The 18,319-nt window shown below is 68.2% G+C and carries 14 protein-coding genes; 9 read left to right on the forward strand and 5 right to left on the reverse strand.

The window, feature by feature from the left end; genetic code table 11:
- Nucleotides 1–114: 114 nt before the first annotated feature.
- The 5 genes from ACIQ09_RS17305 (at nucleotide 115) to ACIQ09_RS17325 (ending at nucleotide 7,843) form a co-directional block, all read left to right on the forward strand.
- Nucleotides 115–1,494 carry an efflux RND transporter permease subunit gene (locus ACIQ09_RS17305; protein ID WP_398312728.1) on the forward strand — a complete coding sequence of 460 codons (1,380 nt, stop codon included), beginning with the start codon at nucleotides 115–117 and terminating at the stop codon, nucleotides 1,492–1,494.
- A 112-nt stretch (nucleotides 1,495–1,606) separates the two neighbouring features.
- Nucleotides 1,607–4,732, forward strand: coding sequence for a multidrug efflux RND transporter permease subunit (locus ACIQ09_RS17310; RefSeq protein WP_398312731.1), 3,126 nt, complete (start codon nucleotides 1,607–1,609; stop codon nucleotides 4,730–4,732).
- A 20-nt stretch (nucleotides 4,733–4,752) separates the two neighbouring features.
- Complete coding sequence (locus tag ACIQ09_RS17315; protein WP_398312734.1) at nucleotides 4,753–6,192, forward strand: efflux transporter outer membrane subunit; 1,440 nt, start codon at nucleotides 4,753–4,755, stop codon at nucleotides 6,190–6,192.
- A gap of 45 nt (nucleotides 6,193–6,237) precedes the next feature.
- Nucleotides 6,238–6,963 (forward strand): cytochrome b/b6 domain-containing protein, encoded by a 726-nt coding sequence (locus tag ACIQ09_RS17320; protein WP_398312737.1) that lies wholly within the window; start codon nucleotides 6,238–6,240, stop codon nucleotides 6,961–6,963.
- A 424-nt stretch (nucleotides 6,964–7,387) separates the two neighbouring features.
- Nucleotides 7,388–7,843, forward strand: coding sequence for a rhodanese-like domain-containing protein (locus ACIQ09_RS17325; RefSeq protein WP_398312740.1), 456 nt, complete (start codon nucleotides 7,388–7,390; stop codon nucleotides 7,841–7,843).
- Nucleotides 7,844–7,885: 42 nt separating this feature from the next.
- Here ACIQ09_RS17325 and ACIQ09_RS17330 read toward each other — a convergent pair whose 3' ends face one another.
- From ACIQ09_RS17330 to ACIQ09_RS17345, 4 genes are all read right to left on the reverse strand, one after another.
- Nucleotides 7,886–8,797: a hypothetical protein gene (locus ACIQ09_RS17330; RefSeq protein WP_398312743.1), complete on the reverse strand. Its 912-nt coding sequence runs from the start codon at nucleotides 8,795–8,797 to the stop codon at nucleotides 7,886–7,888.
- Nucleotides 8,798–8,867: 70 nt separating this feature from the next.
- Nucleotides 8,868–9,335: a c-type cytochrome gene (locus tag ACIQ09_RS17335; protein ID WP_398312746.1), complete on the reverse strand. Its 468-nt coding sequence runs from the start codon at nucleotides 9,333–9,335 to the stop codon at nucleotides 8,868–8,870.
- A 64-nt stretch (nucleotides 9,336–9,399) separates the two neighbouring features.
- On the reverse strand, nucleotides 9,400–10,290 hold the full coding sequence (locus tag ACIQ09_RS17340) for a dienelactone hydrolase family protein (RefSeq protein WP_398312749.1): 891 nt from the start codon (nucleotides 10,288–10,290) through the stop codon (nucleotides 9,400–9,402).
- A 25-nt stretch (nucleotides 10,291–10,315) separates the two neighbouring features.
- Complete coding sequence (locus tag ACIQ09_RS17345) at nucleotides 10,316–11,311, reverse strand: SMP-30/gluconolactonase/LRE family protein (protein ID WP_398312752.1); 996 nt, start codon at nucleotides 11,309–11,311, stop codon at nucleotides 10,316–10,318.
- A 474-nt stretch (nucleotides 11,312–11,785) separates the two neighbouring features.
- On the opposite strand from ACIQ09_RS17345, the gene ACIQ09_RS17350 reads away from it, so the two are divergent.
- Genes ACIQ09_RS17350 through ACIQ09_RS17365 form a run of 4 tightly spaced genes read left to right on the forward strand, consistent with a single transcriptional unit; the run spans nucleotide 11,786 to nucleotide 16,818 of the window.
- Nucleotides 11,786–14,953 carry an efflux RND transporter permease subunit gene (locus ACIQ09_RS17350; protein ID WP_398312755.1) on the forward strand — a complete coding sequence of 1,056 codons (3,168 nt, stop codon included), beginning with the start codon at nucleotides 11,786–11,788 and terminating at the stop codon, nucleotides 14,951–14,953.
- Between the two features lie 21 nt (nucleotides 14,954–14,974).
- Nucleotides 14,975–16,255: an efflux RND transporter periplasmic adaptor subunit gene (locus ACIQ09_RS17355; RefSeq protein ID WP_398312759.1), complete on the forward strand. Its 1,281-nt coding sequence runs from the start codon at nucleotides 14,975–14,977 to the stop codon at nucleotides 16,253–16,255.
- Between the two features lie 18 nt (nucleotides 16,256–16,273).
- Nucleotides 16,274–16,627, forward strand: a complete 354-nt coding sequence (locus ACIQ09_RS17360; protein WP_398312762.1) for a hypothetical protein — start codon at nucleotides 16,274–16,276, stop codon at nucleotides 16,625–16,627.
- A 32-nt stretch (nucleotides 16,628–16,659) separates the two neighbouring features.
- A complete protein-coding gene (locus ACIQ09_RS17365; RefSeq protein WP_398312765.1) occupies nucleotides 16,660–16,818 on the forward strand; it encodes a hypothetical protein in 159 nt (52 codons plus the stop codon).
- Nucleotides 16,819–16,894: 76 nt separating this feature from the next.
- On the opposite strand, the gene ACIQ09_RS17370 is transcribed toward ACIQ09_RS17365, so the two are convergent.
- Nucleotides 16,895–17,713 carry a class II glutamine amidotransferase gene (locus ACIQ09_RS17370; protein WP_398312768.1) on the reverse strand — a complete coding sequence of 273 codons (819 nt, stop codon included), beginning with the start codon at nucleotides 17,711–17,713 and terminating at the stop codon, nucleotides 16,895–16,897.
- Nucleotides 17,714–18,319: the final 606 nt, after the last annotated feature.

Genomic DNA, 18,319 nt, shown 5'->3' on the forward strand with positions numbered 1-18,319 from the left:
ATTGCCATGCCATGGTAGATGAAAGGCTATGGCGTAAGCACAAGGTATACCAGACTATAGCGAAGGGTTATTCCCGGCCTCGCACCGGCCAGGAAAACATGTCAATGGGGTTGTGTGGAACGGTATGCCTTCAACGCCATGGTGGGGCGCCAGCGCGCCCTCGCCGATGCGGTGCTGGAAGACCCCGCCGTGGAAAACCTGTCCTCCTTCATCGGCGTGGACGGCACCAACACCACCCTCAACAGCGGGCGCATGCTCATCAAGCTGAAGCCCCACGACGAGCGGGACGCCGACGCCACCGAAGTCATCCGGCGCCTGCAGGCCCGCCTGGCCGAGCGCCGCTTCGACACCCGGCTGTACATGCAGCCGGTGCAGGACCTCTCCATCGAGGACCGGGCCAGTCGCACCCAGTACCAGTTCAGCGTGGAGAGCGCCAACGAAGCGCAGCTCGCCGACTGGACGGGCCGCCTGGTCGAACGGCTGCGCGCCGCGCCCGAACTGGCCGACGTGGCCAGCGACCTGCAGGACCAGGGCACCCTGGCCTACATCGACATCGACCGGGACAGCGCCGGCCGCCTGGGCATCACCCCGGCGGCCATCGACAACGCCCTCTACAGCGCCTTCGGCCAGCGTCAGGTGTCCAACATCTTCACCCAGTCGGCCCTCTACCGGGTGGTGCTGGAAGTGGCCCCCGAGTTCCAGACCAGCCCGGCGGCGCTGGAGCACATCCACGTCCCCGCCGCCGGCGGGCGCAGCGTGCCCCTGTCGTCGGTGGCGCGCATCAGTGAGCGGCGCAGCACCCTGGCCATCCAGCACATCGGCCAGTTTCCGGCGGTCACCCTGTCCTTCAACCTGGCGCCAGGCGTTGTGCTGGGCGATGCGGTCAAGGCCATCCGCGCCGCCGAAGCCGAGCTCGGGCTGCCCCGGGGCATGCGCAGCAGCTTCCAGGGTGCCGCCCTGGCCTTCCAGGCCTCCCTGGACAACACCCTGCTGCTGATCCTCGCCGCCGTGGTGACCATGTACATCGTGCTGGGTGTGCTCTACGAGAGCACCGTCCATCCGGTCACCATCCTGTCCACCCTGCCCTCGGCCGGTGTGGGCGCCCTGCTGGCCCTGCTGGTGTCGGGCCACGAGCTGGGCATGATCGGCATCATCGGGATCATCCTGCTCATCGGCATCGTCAAGAAGAACGCCATCATGATGATCGACTTCGCCCTGGAGGCAGAGCGCGAGCAGGGCAAGTCCCCCCGCGAGGCGATCCGCGAAGCCTGCCTGCTGCGCTTCCGGCCCATCCTGATGACCACCCTGGCCGCCCTTCTGGGCGCCCTGCCGCTGATGCTGGGCGACGGCGTCGGCTCGGAGCTGCGCCAGCCCCTGGGCATCACCATGGTCGGCGGCCTGCTGGTCAGCCAGGTGCTCACCATCTTCACCACGCCGGTGATCTACCTGGCCTTCGACCACGCCGCCCGCCGCTGGAAGGCCGCCTTCGCATGACCCGCCTGCCGATGCTCCGCGTCCGCGGGCGACTGAAGTCGCCCCTACCAAACCCCACCTCCCCCGTAGGGGCGACTTCAGTCGCCCTCCGCCCGTGGAAAGGGCGCCGGCCATGACCCTCTCCGCCCTCTTCATCCGCCGCCCGGTGGCCACGTCCCTGCTGGCCCTGGCACTGGCCCTGGTGGGCCTGGTGGCCTATCGCCTGCTGCCGGTGGCGGCCCTGCCCCAGGTGGACTTCCCGACCCTGACCGTTTCCGCCAGCCTGCCCGGAGCGAGCCCGGAGACCATGGCGGCGACGGTGGCGACGCCCCTTGAGCGGGCCCTGGGCACCATCGCCGGCGTCACCGAGCTGACCTCCTCCAGCTCCCTGGGCAGCACCCGCATCACCCTGCAGCTCGACCTCGACCAGAACATCGAGAGCGCCGCCAAGAGCGTGCAGGCGGCCATCAACGCCACCCGGGCCCAGCTACCCAGCGGCATGGCCGGCAACCCCAGCTACCGCAAGATCAACCCCTCCGACATGCCGGTGCTGATCCTGTCGATGACCTCCGACACCCTCTCCCGGGCCGAGATGTACGACTTCGCGTCGACGGTGCTGGCCCAGCGCCTGGCCCAGGTGAAGGGCGTCGGCCAGGTGAACCTGGGCGGCGGTTCCCTGCCGGCGGTGCGGGTCGAGGTGGACCCGGCCACCCTGGCAGCCGCCGGCATCGGCGTGGAAGACGTGCGCAAGGCCATCGATGCCGCCAACGTCAGCCGCCCCAAGGGCAGCCTGGCGAACGGTGAGCGCCACTGGCAGCTGGGCGCCAGCGACGAGGCCGGCAAGGCCGCCGACTACGTGCCCACCATCGTCTCATGGAAGAACAACGCCGCCGTGCGCCTGGGCGACGTGGCCCGGGTTTTCGACGGCGAGCAGGACACCCGCAACATCGGCCTCGCCAACGGCAAGCCCGCGGTGATCCTGCTGATCAACCGCCAGCCCGATGCCAACGTGATCGAGACCGTCGACCGGATCACGGCCATCCTGCCCATGCTGCGCGAAGAGCTGCCGCCGGGCATCAAGCTCGAGGTGGTGGCCGACCGGACCGTCACCATCCGCGCCTCCCTGCGCGAGGTGCAGCACACCCTGCTGCTCTCCGTGGCCCTGGTGATCATGGTGGTCTTCCTGTTCCTGCGCAACGCGCGGGCCGCCCTCATCCCCAGCGTGGCCGTGCCGGTGTCCCTGCTCGGCACCTTCGGGGTGATGTACCTGTGCGGCTTCTCCCTCAACAACTTCTCCCTGATGGCCCTGGTCATCGTCACCGGTTTCGTGGTGGATGACGCCGTGGTGGTGCTGGAGAACGTCTCCCGCCACATCGAGGCCGGCATGCGCCCCTTCGACGCAGCCATCAAGGGGGCGCAGGAGGTGGGCTTCACCGTGCTGTCCATGAGCCTGTCGCTGATCGCCGTGTTCATCCCCATCCTGATGATGGGCGGCATCGTCGGGCGCCTGTTCCGGGAGTTCGCGGTGACCCTGTCGGCGGCCATCCTGGTGTCCCTGGTGGTGTCCCTGACTCTCACCCCGATGATGTGCGCGCACCTGCTCAAGGCCCACCCGCCCCTCACCCAGACCCCGCGCCACTCGCCGGGTAGCCGCCTGCTCGACGCCCTGATCGGCGGCTACCGGCGCAGCCTGGCCCTGGTGCTGCGCCACCCGTGGGTGACGCTGGCGCTGCTGTTCGGCACCGTCGCCTTCAACATCCACCTGTACGGCATCGTCCCCAAGGGCTTCTTCCCCCAGCAGGACACCGGCCGCATCATGGGCTTCATCGACGCCGACCAGCGCACCTCCTTCCAGTCCATGCAGGGCAAGCTGTCCCGCTTCGTGTCCATCGTGCAGAGCGACCCCGCCGTGGATAACGTGGTCGGCTACGCCGGCGGAGGGGGAGGCGGTGGCCCGCGGGGCGGGGGCGGCATGATGTTCGTCACCCTCAAGCCCCTCGCCGAACGCGACGTGACCGCCGACCAGGTGATCGCCCGCCTGCGCGGCAAGGTGTCCCGGGAGCCCGGCGCCAGCCTGTACCTCGTCGCCGCCCAGGACATCCGCATCGGCGGACGTATGTCCGGCGCCCAGTACGAATTCACCCTGCAGTCGGACTCCCTGCAGGAGCTGAAGACCTGGGAGCCGCGCATCCGGGAGGTCATGCGCAAGCTGCCCCAGCTCGAGGACGTCAGCTCCGACCGCCAGGACAAGGGCGAGCAGACCTACCTGTCAGTGGACAGGGACGCCGTGGCGCGCCTCGGCCTCAACCAGCGCCTGATCAACGCCACCCTCAACGACCTCTTCGGCCAGCGCCTGGTGTCCACCATCTACGGCCCCCTCAACCAGTACCGGGTGGTGCTGGAAGCCGAGCAGCGCTACCTGCAGAGCCCCGAATCCCTCAACGACCTGTTCGTCGTCGGGCCGGACGGCAACCGGGTTCCCCTGGGCGCCTTCGCCCGCTGGGAGTCCGGCACCATGCCCCTGTCGGTGCAGCACCAGGGCGGTAGCGTGGCCAGCACGATCTCCTTCAACCTGGCCCTGGGCGTGTCCCTGTCGGAAGCCACCGACGCCGTGCGCCTGGAGATGGCCCGGATCGGCGTGCCCAGCTCGGTGCACGGCAACTTCGAAGGCAACGCCAAGGCCTTCCAGGCCTCCCTGAAGAGCCAGCCTCTGCTCATCCTGGCCGCCATCGTGGCGGTTTACCTGATCCTGGGCATGCTCTACGAGAACCTGATGCACCCCATCACCATCCTGTCCACGCTGCCCTCGGCAGGGGTCGGGGCGATCCTGGCGCTGCTGCTGTTCAAGACCGAGTTCGGGGTGATCGCGCTGATCGGGGTAATCCTGCTCATCGGCATCGTCATGAAGAACGCCATCATGATGATCGACTTCGCCATCGAGGCCGAACGGAGCCGCGACCTGTCCCCCCGGGACGCCATCTTCGAGGCCTGCCTGCTGCGCTTCCGGCCGATCATGATGACCACCGTGGCCGCCCTGTTCGGGGCCCTGCCCCTGGCCTTTGGCGTGGGTGACGGCGCCGAGCTGCGCCAGCCCCTGGGCATCACCATCGTCGGTGGCCTGATCCTCAGCCAGATCCTGACCCTCTACACCACCCCGGTGGTTTACCTCCAGCTCGACCGCCTGCGCCTGAGCCTCGCGCGCCTGCGCAGCCGCCGCAACACGACGGCCGCGGCACCGCCTCCGACCCTGCACCCATGACGCCCCACGCCATCCTCGCAATGAAACCTCGCCTCGCCCTGCTGTCGGCCGCCCTGCTCCTCGCGGGCTGCGCCGTCGGCCCCGACTACCGCCGCCCGGAAGCACCGGTCCCCGGCCAGTTCCGCGAGGCAGACGGCTGGAAGCTCGCCGCCACCGATGGAGCGGCCACTGCAGCGGCCACCACCACAGCCGATGCCAGAGCCAGGCAGGCCTGGTGGAAGCATTTCGCCGACCCGCAGCTGGACAGTTTGGTCGAGCAGGTCGAGCTGTCCAACCAGAACATCCGCGTGGCGGAGGCCCGTTATCGCCAGGCCACTGCGGTGCTCGATGCCGCCCAGGCGGCCCTGCTCCCGACCCTCAATGCCGCCGCCGGGGTCACCCGCAGCCAGGGGGTCAGCACCACCACCACCGGCGGCACCACCGCCAACGTCGGTGCCCCCATCCGCAACACCAGCCGCCTGTCCCTCACCGCCAGTTGGGAGCCCGACCTGTGGGGCCGCATCGCCCGCAGCGGCGAAGCGGCCGGCGCCAGCGCCGCCGCCGTGGGTGCCGACCTGCAGGCGGCCCGCCTGTCGGCCCAGGCCGCCGTCACCCAGGCCTACCTGCAGCTACGCATCAACGATGCCCAGCACGCCCTGCTTGAACGCACGGTGGCCGCCTACACCCGCTCGGCCGAAATCACCCGCAACCGCTTCGATGCCGGCGTCGCCGCCCGTGCCGACGTCACCCAGGCCCAGGCCCAGCTGAAGACGGCCCAGGCCCAGCTCATTGACCTGGGCATCCAGCGCCGCCAGCTGGAGCACGCCATCGCCGTGCTCACCGGCCGCCCCCCCGCTGACCTGGCCCTGGCCCCGGCCAGCACCCTGCCCGCCCTGCCGGCGGTGCCCGGCCTGCTGCCCTCGACGCTGCTGGAGCGCCGCCCCGACATCGCCGCCGCCGAACGCCGGGTGGCCGCCGCCAATGCCCAGATCGGCGTGGCCCAGGCCGCCTTCTTCCCGACCCTCACCCTGGGCGCCACCGCCGGCACCCAGGCCGGCGCCCTGGCCCGGGTGCTGTCCCTGCCCAACCAGTTCTGGTCCCTCGGCCCCAACCTGGCCCTGAGCGTGTTCGATGCCGGCGCCCGCTCGGCCCGCAAGGCCCAGGCCATCGCTGTCTGGGACGAGACGGTGGCCGCCTATCGCCAGACCGTCCTCACCGCCTTCCAGGAAGTCGAAGACAACCTGGCCGCCCTGCGTACCCTGGAAGCGGAAGCCCAGGCCCAGGCCGAAGCCCTGGCCGCCGCCACCGAAACCCTGGCGCTGGTGAACAACCAATACCTGGCCGGCACGGTGAGCTACCTCAACGTCACCAACGCGCAGACCGTCGCCCTCAACGCCGAACGGGCCCGCCTCGACATCCTGATCCGCCGCCTGACCGGCAGCGTGGCCCTGTTCAAGGCCATTGGCGGAAGCCCGTCCTGAGCCCGGCCCTCCCCCCTCCTTCCATTGACCTCTCCAGGAGCCATCATGAATCGCCAACGCGTCTGGGATCTGCCCATCCGCCTCTTCCACTGGCTGCTCGTCGCCAGCATCACCTTCGCCTACATCTCCGGCACCCTCGGCGGCAACCTCATCGACTGGCACGGCCGGGCCGGCTTCTTCATAGTCGGCCTGGTGGTGTTCCGCATCGTGTGGGGTTTCACCGGCACCCCGACGGCCCGCTTCGCCACCTTCGTACGTGGCCCGGCGGCCATCCGCGCCTACCTGCGGGGCGAATGGCGCGGCCTTGGCCACAACCCCATCGGCGCCCTGTCGGTGCTCGGCCTGCTTGCCCTGGTGGCCATCCAGGCCGCCACCGGCCTGTTCACCAACGATGACATCGCCTACCAGGGCCCCTTCGCCGACTGGGTCGGCAAGGACCTCTCCGACCGCTTCCATAGCTGGCACGCCCTGCTGCAGAACGGTCTGCTGGCCCTTATCGCCGTGCATGTGGGCGCCATCGTGTTCTACCTGCGGGTGAAGAAGGAGAACCTCGTCAAACCCATGTTGACCGGTTGGAAAGCCGCCGACCCAGCCGCCGCCAGAGCGGGCCAGTACGCCCCGCCGCCCGCTGCCAGGCGTGGCGGCGGCTTCATCGCCTTCCTGGTGGCCGCCGCCATCGCCGGCGCAGCCGGCCTGGCCGCCGCCGGCGCCCTGCTGCCGCCTCCCCCGGCCGCCGCGCCCCAACCGGCCAGCGCCGCGCCGGCCTGGTAATCAGGTTTTCTCCCGCCACCGGTGGCGGGGCGGATCGACTGGATCTGAAGATGGCAGGCGCAGGTCTGCTGCTCACCCGCGCACCCAGTGGGGTCGAATTCATCCTGATTTCCTCAGTTTGACGCGTCGTCTGACAATCCGTGAAGCCGCTCCCGCAGGGGCGACTTCAGTCGCCCACCCCACGCCGATCACAGGCAGACCGTTGTCTTCACTGTTGAAATTCCAGACATTCCGCTGCCGGGGTGTTCATGGCGCAGCAGCGCCTTCCTCCCGACAGGCCTTTGATGCGCGAATAAATACTTTCAGATCAATACTTTGCGAATTATGTGCAGCCTGCGTAATCCGGCCTGGATGTTGCATTACCGCATCTGCGGTGAAGCCTCGTGCTCCCCGTTCATATCGTCCAACACTCCGGAACTCCATCATGAAATCCGCTCTCATCCTCGCCGCCGTTCTTGCCGTCGGCTCCACCGCCAGCCTGGCCCAGCAAGCGGCACCGGCCACACCTGCCCAGCCTTATGTGGCTCCCCCCTGGATCTACAAGACCAAGCAGCTCAACCGCGCCGAGATCGACGCCCTGCTGGCCAGACCGGGGCAGGTGCTGGTCCTCGACGTGCGCCGCCCGGACGAGCTGATCACCAAGGGGAGTTTCCCGGCCTTCCTGAGCATCCAGGCTGCCGACGTGGATAAGTACCTGGACTACATTCCCCGCGACCGCAGCATCATCACCGTATCCAACCATGCCCACCGCGCCGGCGCCGTGGGTGACAAGCTGACGGCCAGGGGCTTCCGGATTGCGGGTGCCGCGGGTTCGCTGGATTACGAGGATCAGGGTGGCAAGGTGGCCCGCATCACGGCACCGCCTCCGCGGACCAACTGAGCAAGCGGGAGGCTCCCGGCCGGCGCCAGCGGAGCCGGTGCGCTAGTCCGACCGGGCCAGGCTGCGGGTCACCCCGCTCTCCCGGGACTGCACCACCAGGCGCTGGCCATCAAAGGAGACGATGGTGTCCTGATCCTGGCGGTAACGTTCCTGCAGGGGCGGCGCGCTGTGCAGGTAGTTCCAGTCGATGTGCTTGCCATCCGACGACCAGGTGCCCGAGTACTCCACCACGGTCTGACCGTTGAATGTCCCCCGGCCACTGAAGCTGTGATCGGACTTGAGCTCGGTGAGCGTCTCGACGGTAAGACTGTCGGAGAGCTTGCGGCTCGCGGTCCAGCGTCCGACCAAGGCCATGTCCGCAGAGGTCGCGGCGGGCCGGGATGCGGCCTCGGGGATCGCCGTGGCCCTTGCCTGGGGCGGGAGCGTCAGCGCTGCCGTCTTCAGCAGGGCCACGGAATCCTTCAAGGCACGACCCGTACCCGCAACATCCACGACCGACACGAAAACCGTGAAGGACACCCGGGCATCGGTCAGGAAGTGGGCCACCTGATGCTGGGCCCGCTCGCGGCCGGTGGGAACAAAGCGGTAGTCCACGTAATGTCCGGCCAGCCCCCCGATGGCTGGATACTGACCCTTGCTGCGCACATTGACCGCCTGGCCCACGCTGTTGCCGCCGATGTCCATGAGCAGGCGCTCCAGGTAGCGCCCCGCGTCGTTGGCGCCCTGGGGCAGGCGCGTCACGTCAATCAGGTAAAGCAGCTTGCCGTTGTCCCATCCAACGATCACCTTCTTGGAGGCGTCGTAGGCGGGCACGTTCTGATAGGTGATCTCGAGGTCGTCCGGCGCTTCGAGTACGAGGCCTTCGGGCAGCCGGAAGGTTTCGGCATGGGCGGAGACGCAGCCGGAGAGGGCTGCGGCCACAAGCAGCGCCTTGAGGGAAGCAGAAAGGGTCATGATCAGCATCCTCTCGGAAGTGGGGAAAGCAGGCCCCGCGACCTGCGGCGGGGCGCAGCCTGGGCGGACCTCAATCCTTCTTGCGGAAGTCGTCGTGGCAGCCCTTGCAGGAGGCGCCGAGCTTGCCGAAGGCCACCTTGACGGCGGCGGCGTCGCCGGTGGCAGCGACCTTGGCGAGTTCGTTGGATTCGGTGACGAACTTGCGGGCGGCTTCGCCGGCCTTGGCCGTGTCGGTGAACAGCTCGGGCTTGACCGTGGTTTCACGCCAGCCCTTGCCGGTTTCGGTGCCGGCCGGGTACAGGGCGCCGAGGCCGGAGTTGGCGATGGCGGCAATGGCGTTGGCGGCGCGGATCACTTCCTCCTTGTTGTAGGTGCCTTCGACGCTGGCCTTGATGCGGCCGTTGTTCCAGGCCAGCACCTGATAGACGGACTGACGCCATTTGATGATCTGCTCGGGCTTGGGTGCCTGCTGGGCAAAGGCGGCCGAGGTGGCGGTGAGGACGAGGACAGCAAGCAGGGGTTTGACGAGTTGTTTCATTGAAGCTCCGAATGGATGGGTTTGGTTTGAAGGGATGGGATGAAGGGACAGCCCCGTGGGTGATTCAGGCCTTGAGGTGCGTCCTGAAGAAATCCACCGTGCGCTGCCAGGCGAGCTTGGCGGCGGCCGGCTGGTAGCGGGGCGTGGTGTTGTTGTTGAAGCCGTGCAGGGTGTCCGGGTAGAAGTAGATCTGATGCCTCACGCCCGCTGCCTTCAGGGCGGCCTCAAACTTCGGCCAGCCGGCGTTGATGCGTTCGTCGTCGGAGGCGTAATGGACCAGCAGCGGCGCCTTGATCTTCGCCACGTCGTCGACCGACGGCTGAGCGCCATAGAAGGGCACGGCAGCCGCCAGATCGGGGATGCGCGTGGCCAGGAAGTTGGAGATGCCGCCGCCGTAGCAGAAACCGGTGACGCCCACCTTGCCGTTGCCCTGGGGCAGGCTCTTGAGGATGGCCACGGCAGCGATGAAGTCTTCCCGGGTCTTGGTCTGGTCGAGCTTGGGAAAGAGCTCCCGGGCCTTGTCCTCGTCACCGGGATAGCCGCCGAGGGGAAACAGGGCATCCGGCGCAAAGGCGATGAAGCCGTCCAGGGCCAGGCGCCGGGCGATGTCCTCGATGTGGGGGTTGAGGCCACGGTTCTCGTGCACCACCAGCACGGTAGGCAGCCTGCCCTTGGCACCGGCCGGCTGCACCAGGTAGCCGCGCAGGGTGCCGTAGCCTTTCGGTGACGGATATTCCACGTAGCGGGCCTGGATGCGCGGGTCGCTGTGCTGCACTTCCTGAGCTTCGGCGAAGCGCGGGCTGAGGGCATTGAGCAGGCCTTCGGCGGTGACGCCGGCCACGGCGTACTGCCCGGCGCGGGTCAGGAACTCCCGGCGCGGGATGATGCCGTGAACATACTTGTCGAAGAGCTGGAGTACTTCGGGCTGGAAGTCGGCTGCGGTCTTGCGGGTCATGGTGGTGTCTCCGGCAGGGGCGGGCTTACTTGGCGCGGCCGGCGTAGCCGGCGGTGAGCACCGGAATGCGCCAGGCGGAGCCGCTGCCCACCACGTAAAGGGTCTTCTTGTCGGGGCCGGCGAAGGCCAGGTTCTGGGGGCGCTTGGGCAGGGCGATGATGCCGAGGGCCTCACCCTTCGGCGTGAACACCTGGACCCCGGCATTGGAGGCCACGTAGAGACGCCCCTCGGCATCCACCGCCAGGCCGTCGGCGCCGCTGGTGGGGCCACTGCCGGTGCCACTATCGGTCTGGCGGAAGCCCTCCAGCTTTGCGAACTCGCGCTTGGCGCCCAGCTTGCCGTTGGCCGCGATGTCATAGGCCAGCACGTGCTCGCCGGCGGTGTTGGCCACGTAGAGGGTCTTCTCGTCCGGGCTCAGCTGGATGCCGTTGGGACGGGTGATGTCATTGGCCAGGCGCTCGACGGCGAACTCCGGCGAGATGCGATACACCGCCGGCTTGGCGATGCGGGTCAGGTCGGGCTTGGGGTCGGCATTGGGATTGACGCCGGAATCGGTGAAATACACGAAGCCCTTGCGGTCCACCACCAGATCATTCGGCCGCCCCAGGTTGAGGCCGCCCTCCACCTTGGCGGCCAGAGTGCGGGCATTGCCGGCAGGCAGGATCACGCCGACCTTAGGGTCGAGGGTCTGCACGGCCACCAGGTCGCCGTTGGGGGCGTAGGCCAGGGCATTGACCCCGTTGGTGTTGTCGAGGAAGACCGAGGTGGAGCCATCCGGCGCAATGCGGATGACACGGGCGTTCTGGTTCTCGGTAAACAGCACGCTGCCGTCCGGCGCGGCGATGGGGCCCTCCGTACCCTTGAAGCCGTCCTTGATCAGTTCGATCCGGGTTCCGGCATTGACGACGCCGGGGATGGCCGGGGTGACGGCCTCCTGGGCCATGGCATTCAGCGTGGCCAAGGTGAGGGCGGCGGCGAGAACGGTCTTGATGGGGGTTTTCACAGGAACATTGGGATTCATGGCGGGGATCGGGTTCGCAGATGAAGGCCCGCGGAAGCGAGGCCATGTCCGGCACGCGGAATGCGTGCCGCCAGGCCTTTCCATCGCATTCACCGTGCCAGAAACCGTGACAGCATCCGCCGGCCACCCTGAAGCAGCATGCATTCATTTGATTTATCAGGCCTATTCAGCGCTTGCGAGCAGGCTACGACCCTATTGCGCCCATGGCTTTTCGGCCAGGTTGGCCAACTCAGCTGTTGCCCTGGACGCAACCGCCCACCTGCCCTGCTGATTTCCCAACTCCGCTGCTGAGCAGTCAACAGCGCCTGCCGGCCTGTTGCCGGCACAACGCCGCCCCAACAGATCTGCTGCCAGCGCAACAGCCTCCGGGCAGAGAAAAAGGCCAATGCCGCGCCAGCGTTGGGCTGGCGGACATGGAACGGAATTTGCGGGTAACCGGGGTTTGCGTGCCCCCGGCCCTTCGCTTCCCGCCCTATGTGGATTGTCAATATCGCCCTGCGGCGCCCCTACACCTTTCTGGTGATGGCGCTCCTCATCCTGCTGTCCATGCCCTATGTGCTGCGCAAGATGCCCACCGACATCCTGCCGACCATCGACATCCCGGTCGTTGCGATGATGTATGGCTACGGCGGGCTGGCTGCGCCCGAGATCTACAGCCGCATCACGCGCTCGGCCGAACGCTCCATGACCCAGTCGGTGGACAATGTGGAGCACACCGAGTCCTTCTCGGTAAATGGCGTCGCGGTGATCAAGGTCTTCTTCCAGCCGGGCACCCACATCAGCACTGCCCTGGCCCAGGTCCAGGCCGCGGCCAACTCGGCCTACCGCTCCATGCCGGTGGGGGTGGCCCCGCCCCAGGTGGTGGAGTACTCGGCCACCGACCTGCCTCTGCTACAGCTCGGGGTATCCAGCGCCACGGTGCCCGAAACCGAGGTCGCGGAGCTGACCAATGACGTGATCCGCAGCACGCTGCGGATGAAGAAGGGCATCGAGATGACAGCCCCCTACGGGGCGCGCAACCGGCAGATCTCGGTGGACATCGACGCCGCCGCCCTGCATGCCCGGGGTCTGACCCCCGCCGATGTCACCAACGCGATTGGCGCCCAGACCCTGACCCTGCCCACCGGCAGCATCAGGATCGGCGAGACCGAATACGACGTGGCCCTCAACGGCTCGGTGGCGAGCCTGGCGCAGATCGGCGAGATCCCCATCCGTACCGCCGACGGCCAGACCATCCAGGTGCGCGACGTAGCCAGCGTGCGCGACGGCGCCGGCCCCCTCACCACCATCGTCCGTCAAAACGGCGACCGGGGCATCCTCACTTCGATCTTCAAGGTTGGCGGCGCGTCCACCCTCGAAGTGGTGGACAACGTGCGCGCGGCCATCCCCGGCATCCTCGAGAAGCTGCCCGAGGACATCGACGTACAGCTGATGTTCGACCAGTCCCTGTTTGTGCGGGCGGCCATCGGCAACGTGCTCCACGAGGCGCTGATCGCCGCCGCCCTCACTGCGGCGATGATCCTGCTCTTCCTGGGCAACTGGCGCAGCACCTGCATCATCGCCGTGTCCATTCCCCTGTCGATCATGTGTTCGCTGATCGTGCTGTACCTGCTGGGCGAAACCCTCAACCTGATGACCCTCGGCGGTCTGGCCCTGGCGGTGGGCATCCTGGTGGACGACGCCACCGTGGAGATCGAGAACATAGAGCGCCAGATGGCCTTGGGCAAGAACCCCCACCAGGCCATCCTCGACGGCGCGCGGGAGATTGCGGCACCGGCCTTCGTGTCCACCCTGTGCATCTGCATCGTCTTCGTGCCCATGTTCTTCCTCACCGGGGTGGCCCGCTCCCTGTTCGTTCCCCTGGCCGAGGCGGTGGTGTTTGCGATGCTGGCCTCGTACATCCTGTCCCGCACCCTGGTGCCGACCCTGGTGATGTACATGATGGCTTCGACCCATGGCGCCCACCCCGCACGCAATGGGCGCGACAACGTGTTCCGGCGGGTCCATCTGCGCTTCGAAGCCGCCTTCTCCACCCTGCAGGCTCATTACACCGTGCTGCTGGCGGCCCTTCTCAAGCAGCGCCGCCGTTTCGCCACCGGCTTTGCGGCCGCCTGTCTGCTGTCCCTCGGGCTGGTGCCGCTGCTCGGGCAGGACCTCTTCCCGGCGGTGGATGCGGGCCAGCTACGCCTGCATCTGCGCGCCGCCTCGGGCACCCGCCTGGAGGAGATGCCGAAGCTGGTGGACCAGGTGGAAAACACCATCCGTGAGCTCATTCCGGCGGAAGAGCTCGGCGACATCCTGGACATCATCGGCGGCCCCTACAGCACCCGCAACACCGTGTTCGGCAACTCCGGCACCGCGGAGACGGCCGACACCGAGATCATGGTGTCCCTGCGCCCCGGCCACGCCCCGAGCCAGGCCTACATGGCCCGGCTGCGGGAGGCGCTTCCGGCACGCTTCCCGGGCGTCGAGTTCTATTTCCAGCCCGCCGATCAGGTCAGCCAGACCCTCAACTTCGGCACCCCCGCCCCCATCGACATCCAGTTCATTGGCGGCAAGCCCACCGAGCTCATCCCTCTGGCAGTGGAGACCAACAACCGCCTGCGCCAGATCCCGGGCATCGTCGATGCCCACGTCTTCCAGCGCTGGAGCAAACCCACCCTGGCCCTGGACATGGACCGAACGCGCCTGCAGCAACTCGGCCTGTCGGCCCGTGATGTGGCCCAGAACGTGATGATCTCCCTCTCGGGCAGCATGCAGGCGGCTCCGGCCTACTGGCTCAACCCGGCCAACGGCAACACGTACACCATCGGTGTGCGCAGCCCGGAAACCGCCCTCGACAGCCTGGACGCGCTGATGCGTACCCCGGTGGGCGGCGGCAGCGAAGCACCGCGTCAGCTCGGCAGCGTGGTGTCCCTTTCCCGGGTGGCCCAGGCCCCGGCGCTGACCAGCTACAACACCCAGACCCTGTTCAACGTCTTTGCCAACGTGGAAGGCCGCGACCTGGGCAGCGTCAGCCGTGACATCGAACGCCTCCTGGACGAGATCCGGCCGAAGCTGCCCCGCGGGGTCGATCTGGTCCTGCGCGGCCAGGTGGAGACCCTGCATGCCTCCTTCACCGGCCTGGCCCTCGGCCTCGCCGTGGCCATCGTGCTGGTGTACCTGCTGCTGGTGATCAATTTCCAGTCGTGGCTGGATCCGCTGGTCATCATCAGCACCCTGCCTGCCGCCCTGGCCGGCATCGCCTGGATCCTCTTCCTGTGGGGCACGCCCCTGTCGGTACCCGCCCTCACCGGCACCATCATGACCATGGGCGTGGCCACCGCCAACGCCATCCTGCTGGTGTCCTTTGCACGGACGCGTCTGGCGGAGGGCGTACCGCCCCTTGGCGCCGCCCTGGAAGCCGCCACCACCCGCCTGCGCCCGGTGCTGATGACCGCCTTCGCGATGATCGCCGGCATGCTCCCCATGGCCCTGGGCCTGGGCGAAGGCGCTGAACAGAACGCCCCCCTGGGCCGGGCCGTGATCGGTGGCCTGATCGCCGCCACCGCCTCCACCCTGCTCTTCGTCCCCCTGATCTTCGCCAGCGTGCACCAGCAGCTGGCGCGGCGGAACCTGCAGCGGCACCCGGCGCCCGCCTGATCGACCACCGGAAACTCAAGCATGTCCGATCCTCACACCCCCTGCCCTCCGGACCATCCTCCCGTCACGCCGGGACACAGCCCTGGCAGCCCGAACCTGCGTCGCACCCGCTTCCTCGGCCTGGGTGTGCTTGGCCTGCTGCTGGCCGGTGGCGGCCTGCGCCTGGCCTTCGAGCACCAGGAGGCCCGGGCCCTGGAGGCCCGCACCGCCAGCGCCGTGGTCCGGCACGTGTCCACCGTGAAAGTCCGCCAGGGCAACGCCCAGCGCACCGTCACCCTGCCCGCCACCCTGCGCGGACGCAGCGAGACCGTCATCCACGCCCGCAGCGCGGGCTACCTGAAGGCCTGGCACAAGACCATCGGCGACCGGGTGAAGAAGGGCGAACTTCTCGCCACCATCGACGCGCCCGAGCAGGATCAGGAGCTGGCCCAGGCCCAGGCGGCCCGCGATCAGGTCCAGGTGCGTCTCGATCTGGCCACCCAGACCCTGGTGCGCTGGGAAAAACTCAACGCCCTGGACAGCATCGCCAAGCAGGATGTGGACGAGAAGCGCAGCGCCGTGGCCCAGGCCCGGGCCGACCTGGCCGCAGTGAAGGCCAACCTGCGCCGCCTCGAGCAGATGAAGGAATTCCGGCGGGTGGTGGCGCCCTTCGATGGCGTCATCACCCGGCGCAGCATCGAGATCGGCGATCTCATCGCCGCCAACGGCAAGGAACTCTTTGCCATCGCCCAGACCGACCCTCTGCACATCACCATCTGGGTGCCCCAGGTGTATGCCAGCGAAGTGAGCGCCGGTCAGGAGGTGGCCATCAGCCTGCCCGAGAACCCCGGCCACACCCACCACGCCCGGGTCGCCCACGCGGCCGGCGCCCTGGACCCGGGCAGTCGCGCGCGCCAGGTCGAACTCGTCCTGCCCAACCCCGACGGCAAGCTCCTGCCCGGCAGCTACGCCCAGGTCACCCTGGGCCTGACCAGCGGCCTGAAGGCCCTGCTGGTGCCCACCAACACCCTGGTCACCGGGCAGGAGGGCACCCGCGTGCTCAGCGTGACGGCCGACAACCGGATCCGCTTCGTCCCGGTCAGGCTGGGCCGTGACCTGGGCCGGGACATCGAGATCCTCTCCGGCCTGGAAGCCGGAGCAGTCCTGGTCAGCAGCCCCTCCGACCTCCTCACCGAAGGTGAAACCGTCACCCCCAGGGCTCTGCCCGACAAGGGCCGCAAGGGCGCCCCCGGCGACAAGCCCGCCGGCCCCAAGGCCGCTGCCAGCGACACGCCCCCCAACCCGTCCGCAGCCAAGAGCTGACCCTCACCGGAGAAACCCATGCCCCGCCTCATCGTCACCCTGCTCGCCCTTGCCGCCACCCTGCCCGCCCACGCCGGGCGCATCGACAACGGAACCTGGACCCACGCCTGCGGCCCCCGCCCCGCCGTGGTCAGCCTCGACCTGAAGAACGCCGACGCCTTCAACAAGAGCGTCGGCGCGGTGAACACCTACCGCCAGACCCAGCGCGCCTGGCTCGACTGCCTGCAAAAGGAAGGCAATGCCGACATCAAGGCCACCAGCGATCTGATCAGCCAGACCATCAACGGTGAAGCCCAGGCCGCCCGGGAAGCCAACGAGAAGATCGCCACCGACGCCAAGGCGGCAGACAGCAAGTTCGGCGACGGCAAGTAAGCCCGCCGCCCCGTCGATATCGGAGCCCCCCGATGATCCACACGCTGACCACCGCAGGCCTCGTGCTCGCCGCCCTGGCCCTCTACGCGGCCGGCGCCGACAGCGGCAGCGCCGGCTTCGTCATTGCCGGCGTGGCCTTCGAGATGGCCTTCTGGATCCGGCGCCTGCCACGGCGGCAGGACGCAGGCTAAGCCCAACCCGGTCACGGTCGAGTTGTTCCGGCTGCGTCCGCGTGGCCCCTGACACCCGGGGGTCAGCTTCATCACCTCACGAGCAGGCCTGGGCCCCCTCGGGGATGCGGCCCGCCAGGGTGTCGGCGGTGGCCAGCACCGTGCCCTCCCGAAAGGCCCACAGGCTGCCGGCCGGCATGGCCACCCAGTCTTCGTTGCGGGTCAGGGGCACGGTGGCCAGCAGCACGGCGCGCATGTCTGGGTCGAGGCTGGCAGTCAGGTCCAGGCCCAGATCGGCGTCCTGCAGATGCACCTCGCCGAACGGCGCCTGGCGGATCACGTAATGCAGACGGGTCGAGCAGTGGGCCAGCATCACGTCACCATCGGAGAGCAGGAAGTTGATGACCCCGTGGCGGGTCAGGGTGATGGCGGCCTCACCCAACCACCCGAAGAGCACCTCCAGGGGAGGACGGACATCGCCGAAACGGCGTCGCATCTCCTGCATCAGCCAGCAGAAGGCCCGTTCGCTGTCGGTCGTGCCGACCGGACGGAAGCGGCCGTCGAAATCGGGGGTGAAATCCAGCAGCGTGCCGTTGTGGGCAAACACCCAGTTGCTGCCCCATTGCTCGCGGGAGAAGGGATGGGTGTTCTCCAGGCGCACGGCCCCCACGGTGGCCTTGCGGATGTGGGCGACGATGTTGCTGGCCGGAAAGGGGTGATGGCTGATCATCTCCGCCAGTCGCGAGCGGCATGAAGGCTGCGGCTCATTGACGATGTGCAGCCCGGGGCCGTCGAAGAAGGCGATGCCCCAGCCGTCCGCGTGGATGTCCGTGCCACCCCCGCGGGCCTTGAAGCCCTTGAAGGAGAAGCAGATGTCGGTGGGCAGGTTGCTGTTGAGCCCGAGGAGCTGGCACATGGTCGCCGAAGTCGGAAAGTGGGTCAGTGGGCGAGAACCCGGGCCTGGGAGCACCGGGTTCTCTCCTGTTCAGAACGCGCGAAGAAGGCTTGAGGTGGACCGGACTCTGCAATCCGGCCCCGGTCCGCCACGGCCCGAACACGAAGCGCGCACGGCGTGTGGCCGGTGGTCCGACCCTGCGCCCAGGCGGCGTTGAAGGATGAGGGAGGCCTTGTTGTCATTGGACGCACGGGCCTCCTTTTGCAACTTGTGCGCCACCCGCCCGCCAGGAAGGGTGATCCCCACGGAAGGCCTTCATCCGAAAGGAGAATGCGGCACCGCTCCCGACACGAGCCGGCGCCCCCGGTGACCCGCAGCTGCTGCCCGGCCAACACCGGCGGCGCAGCCCTGCCCAGGAATCATCATCACTTCAGGAGATAAGCTCTTTGCGAGGCCGGCAAAGCACCTCGCCGAACAGGGCCGTCTGGCAGTGGGGTGGGCGACTGAAGTCGCCCCTACAGGGCCTTCCCGCGCCCGGCGCATCTCGGCGGTTCAAGCATCGGCTCGGTGACTGGCCGGTGGTGGCTCTTTCTCCGGGGATCGAGCCGATGTGTAGGGGCGACTTCA

This window comes from Zoogloea sp. (assembly GCF_044344315.1).
GTDB lineage: Bacteria > Pseudomonadota > Gammaproteobacteria > Burkholderiales > Rhodocyclaceae > Zoogloea.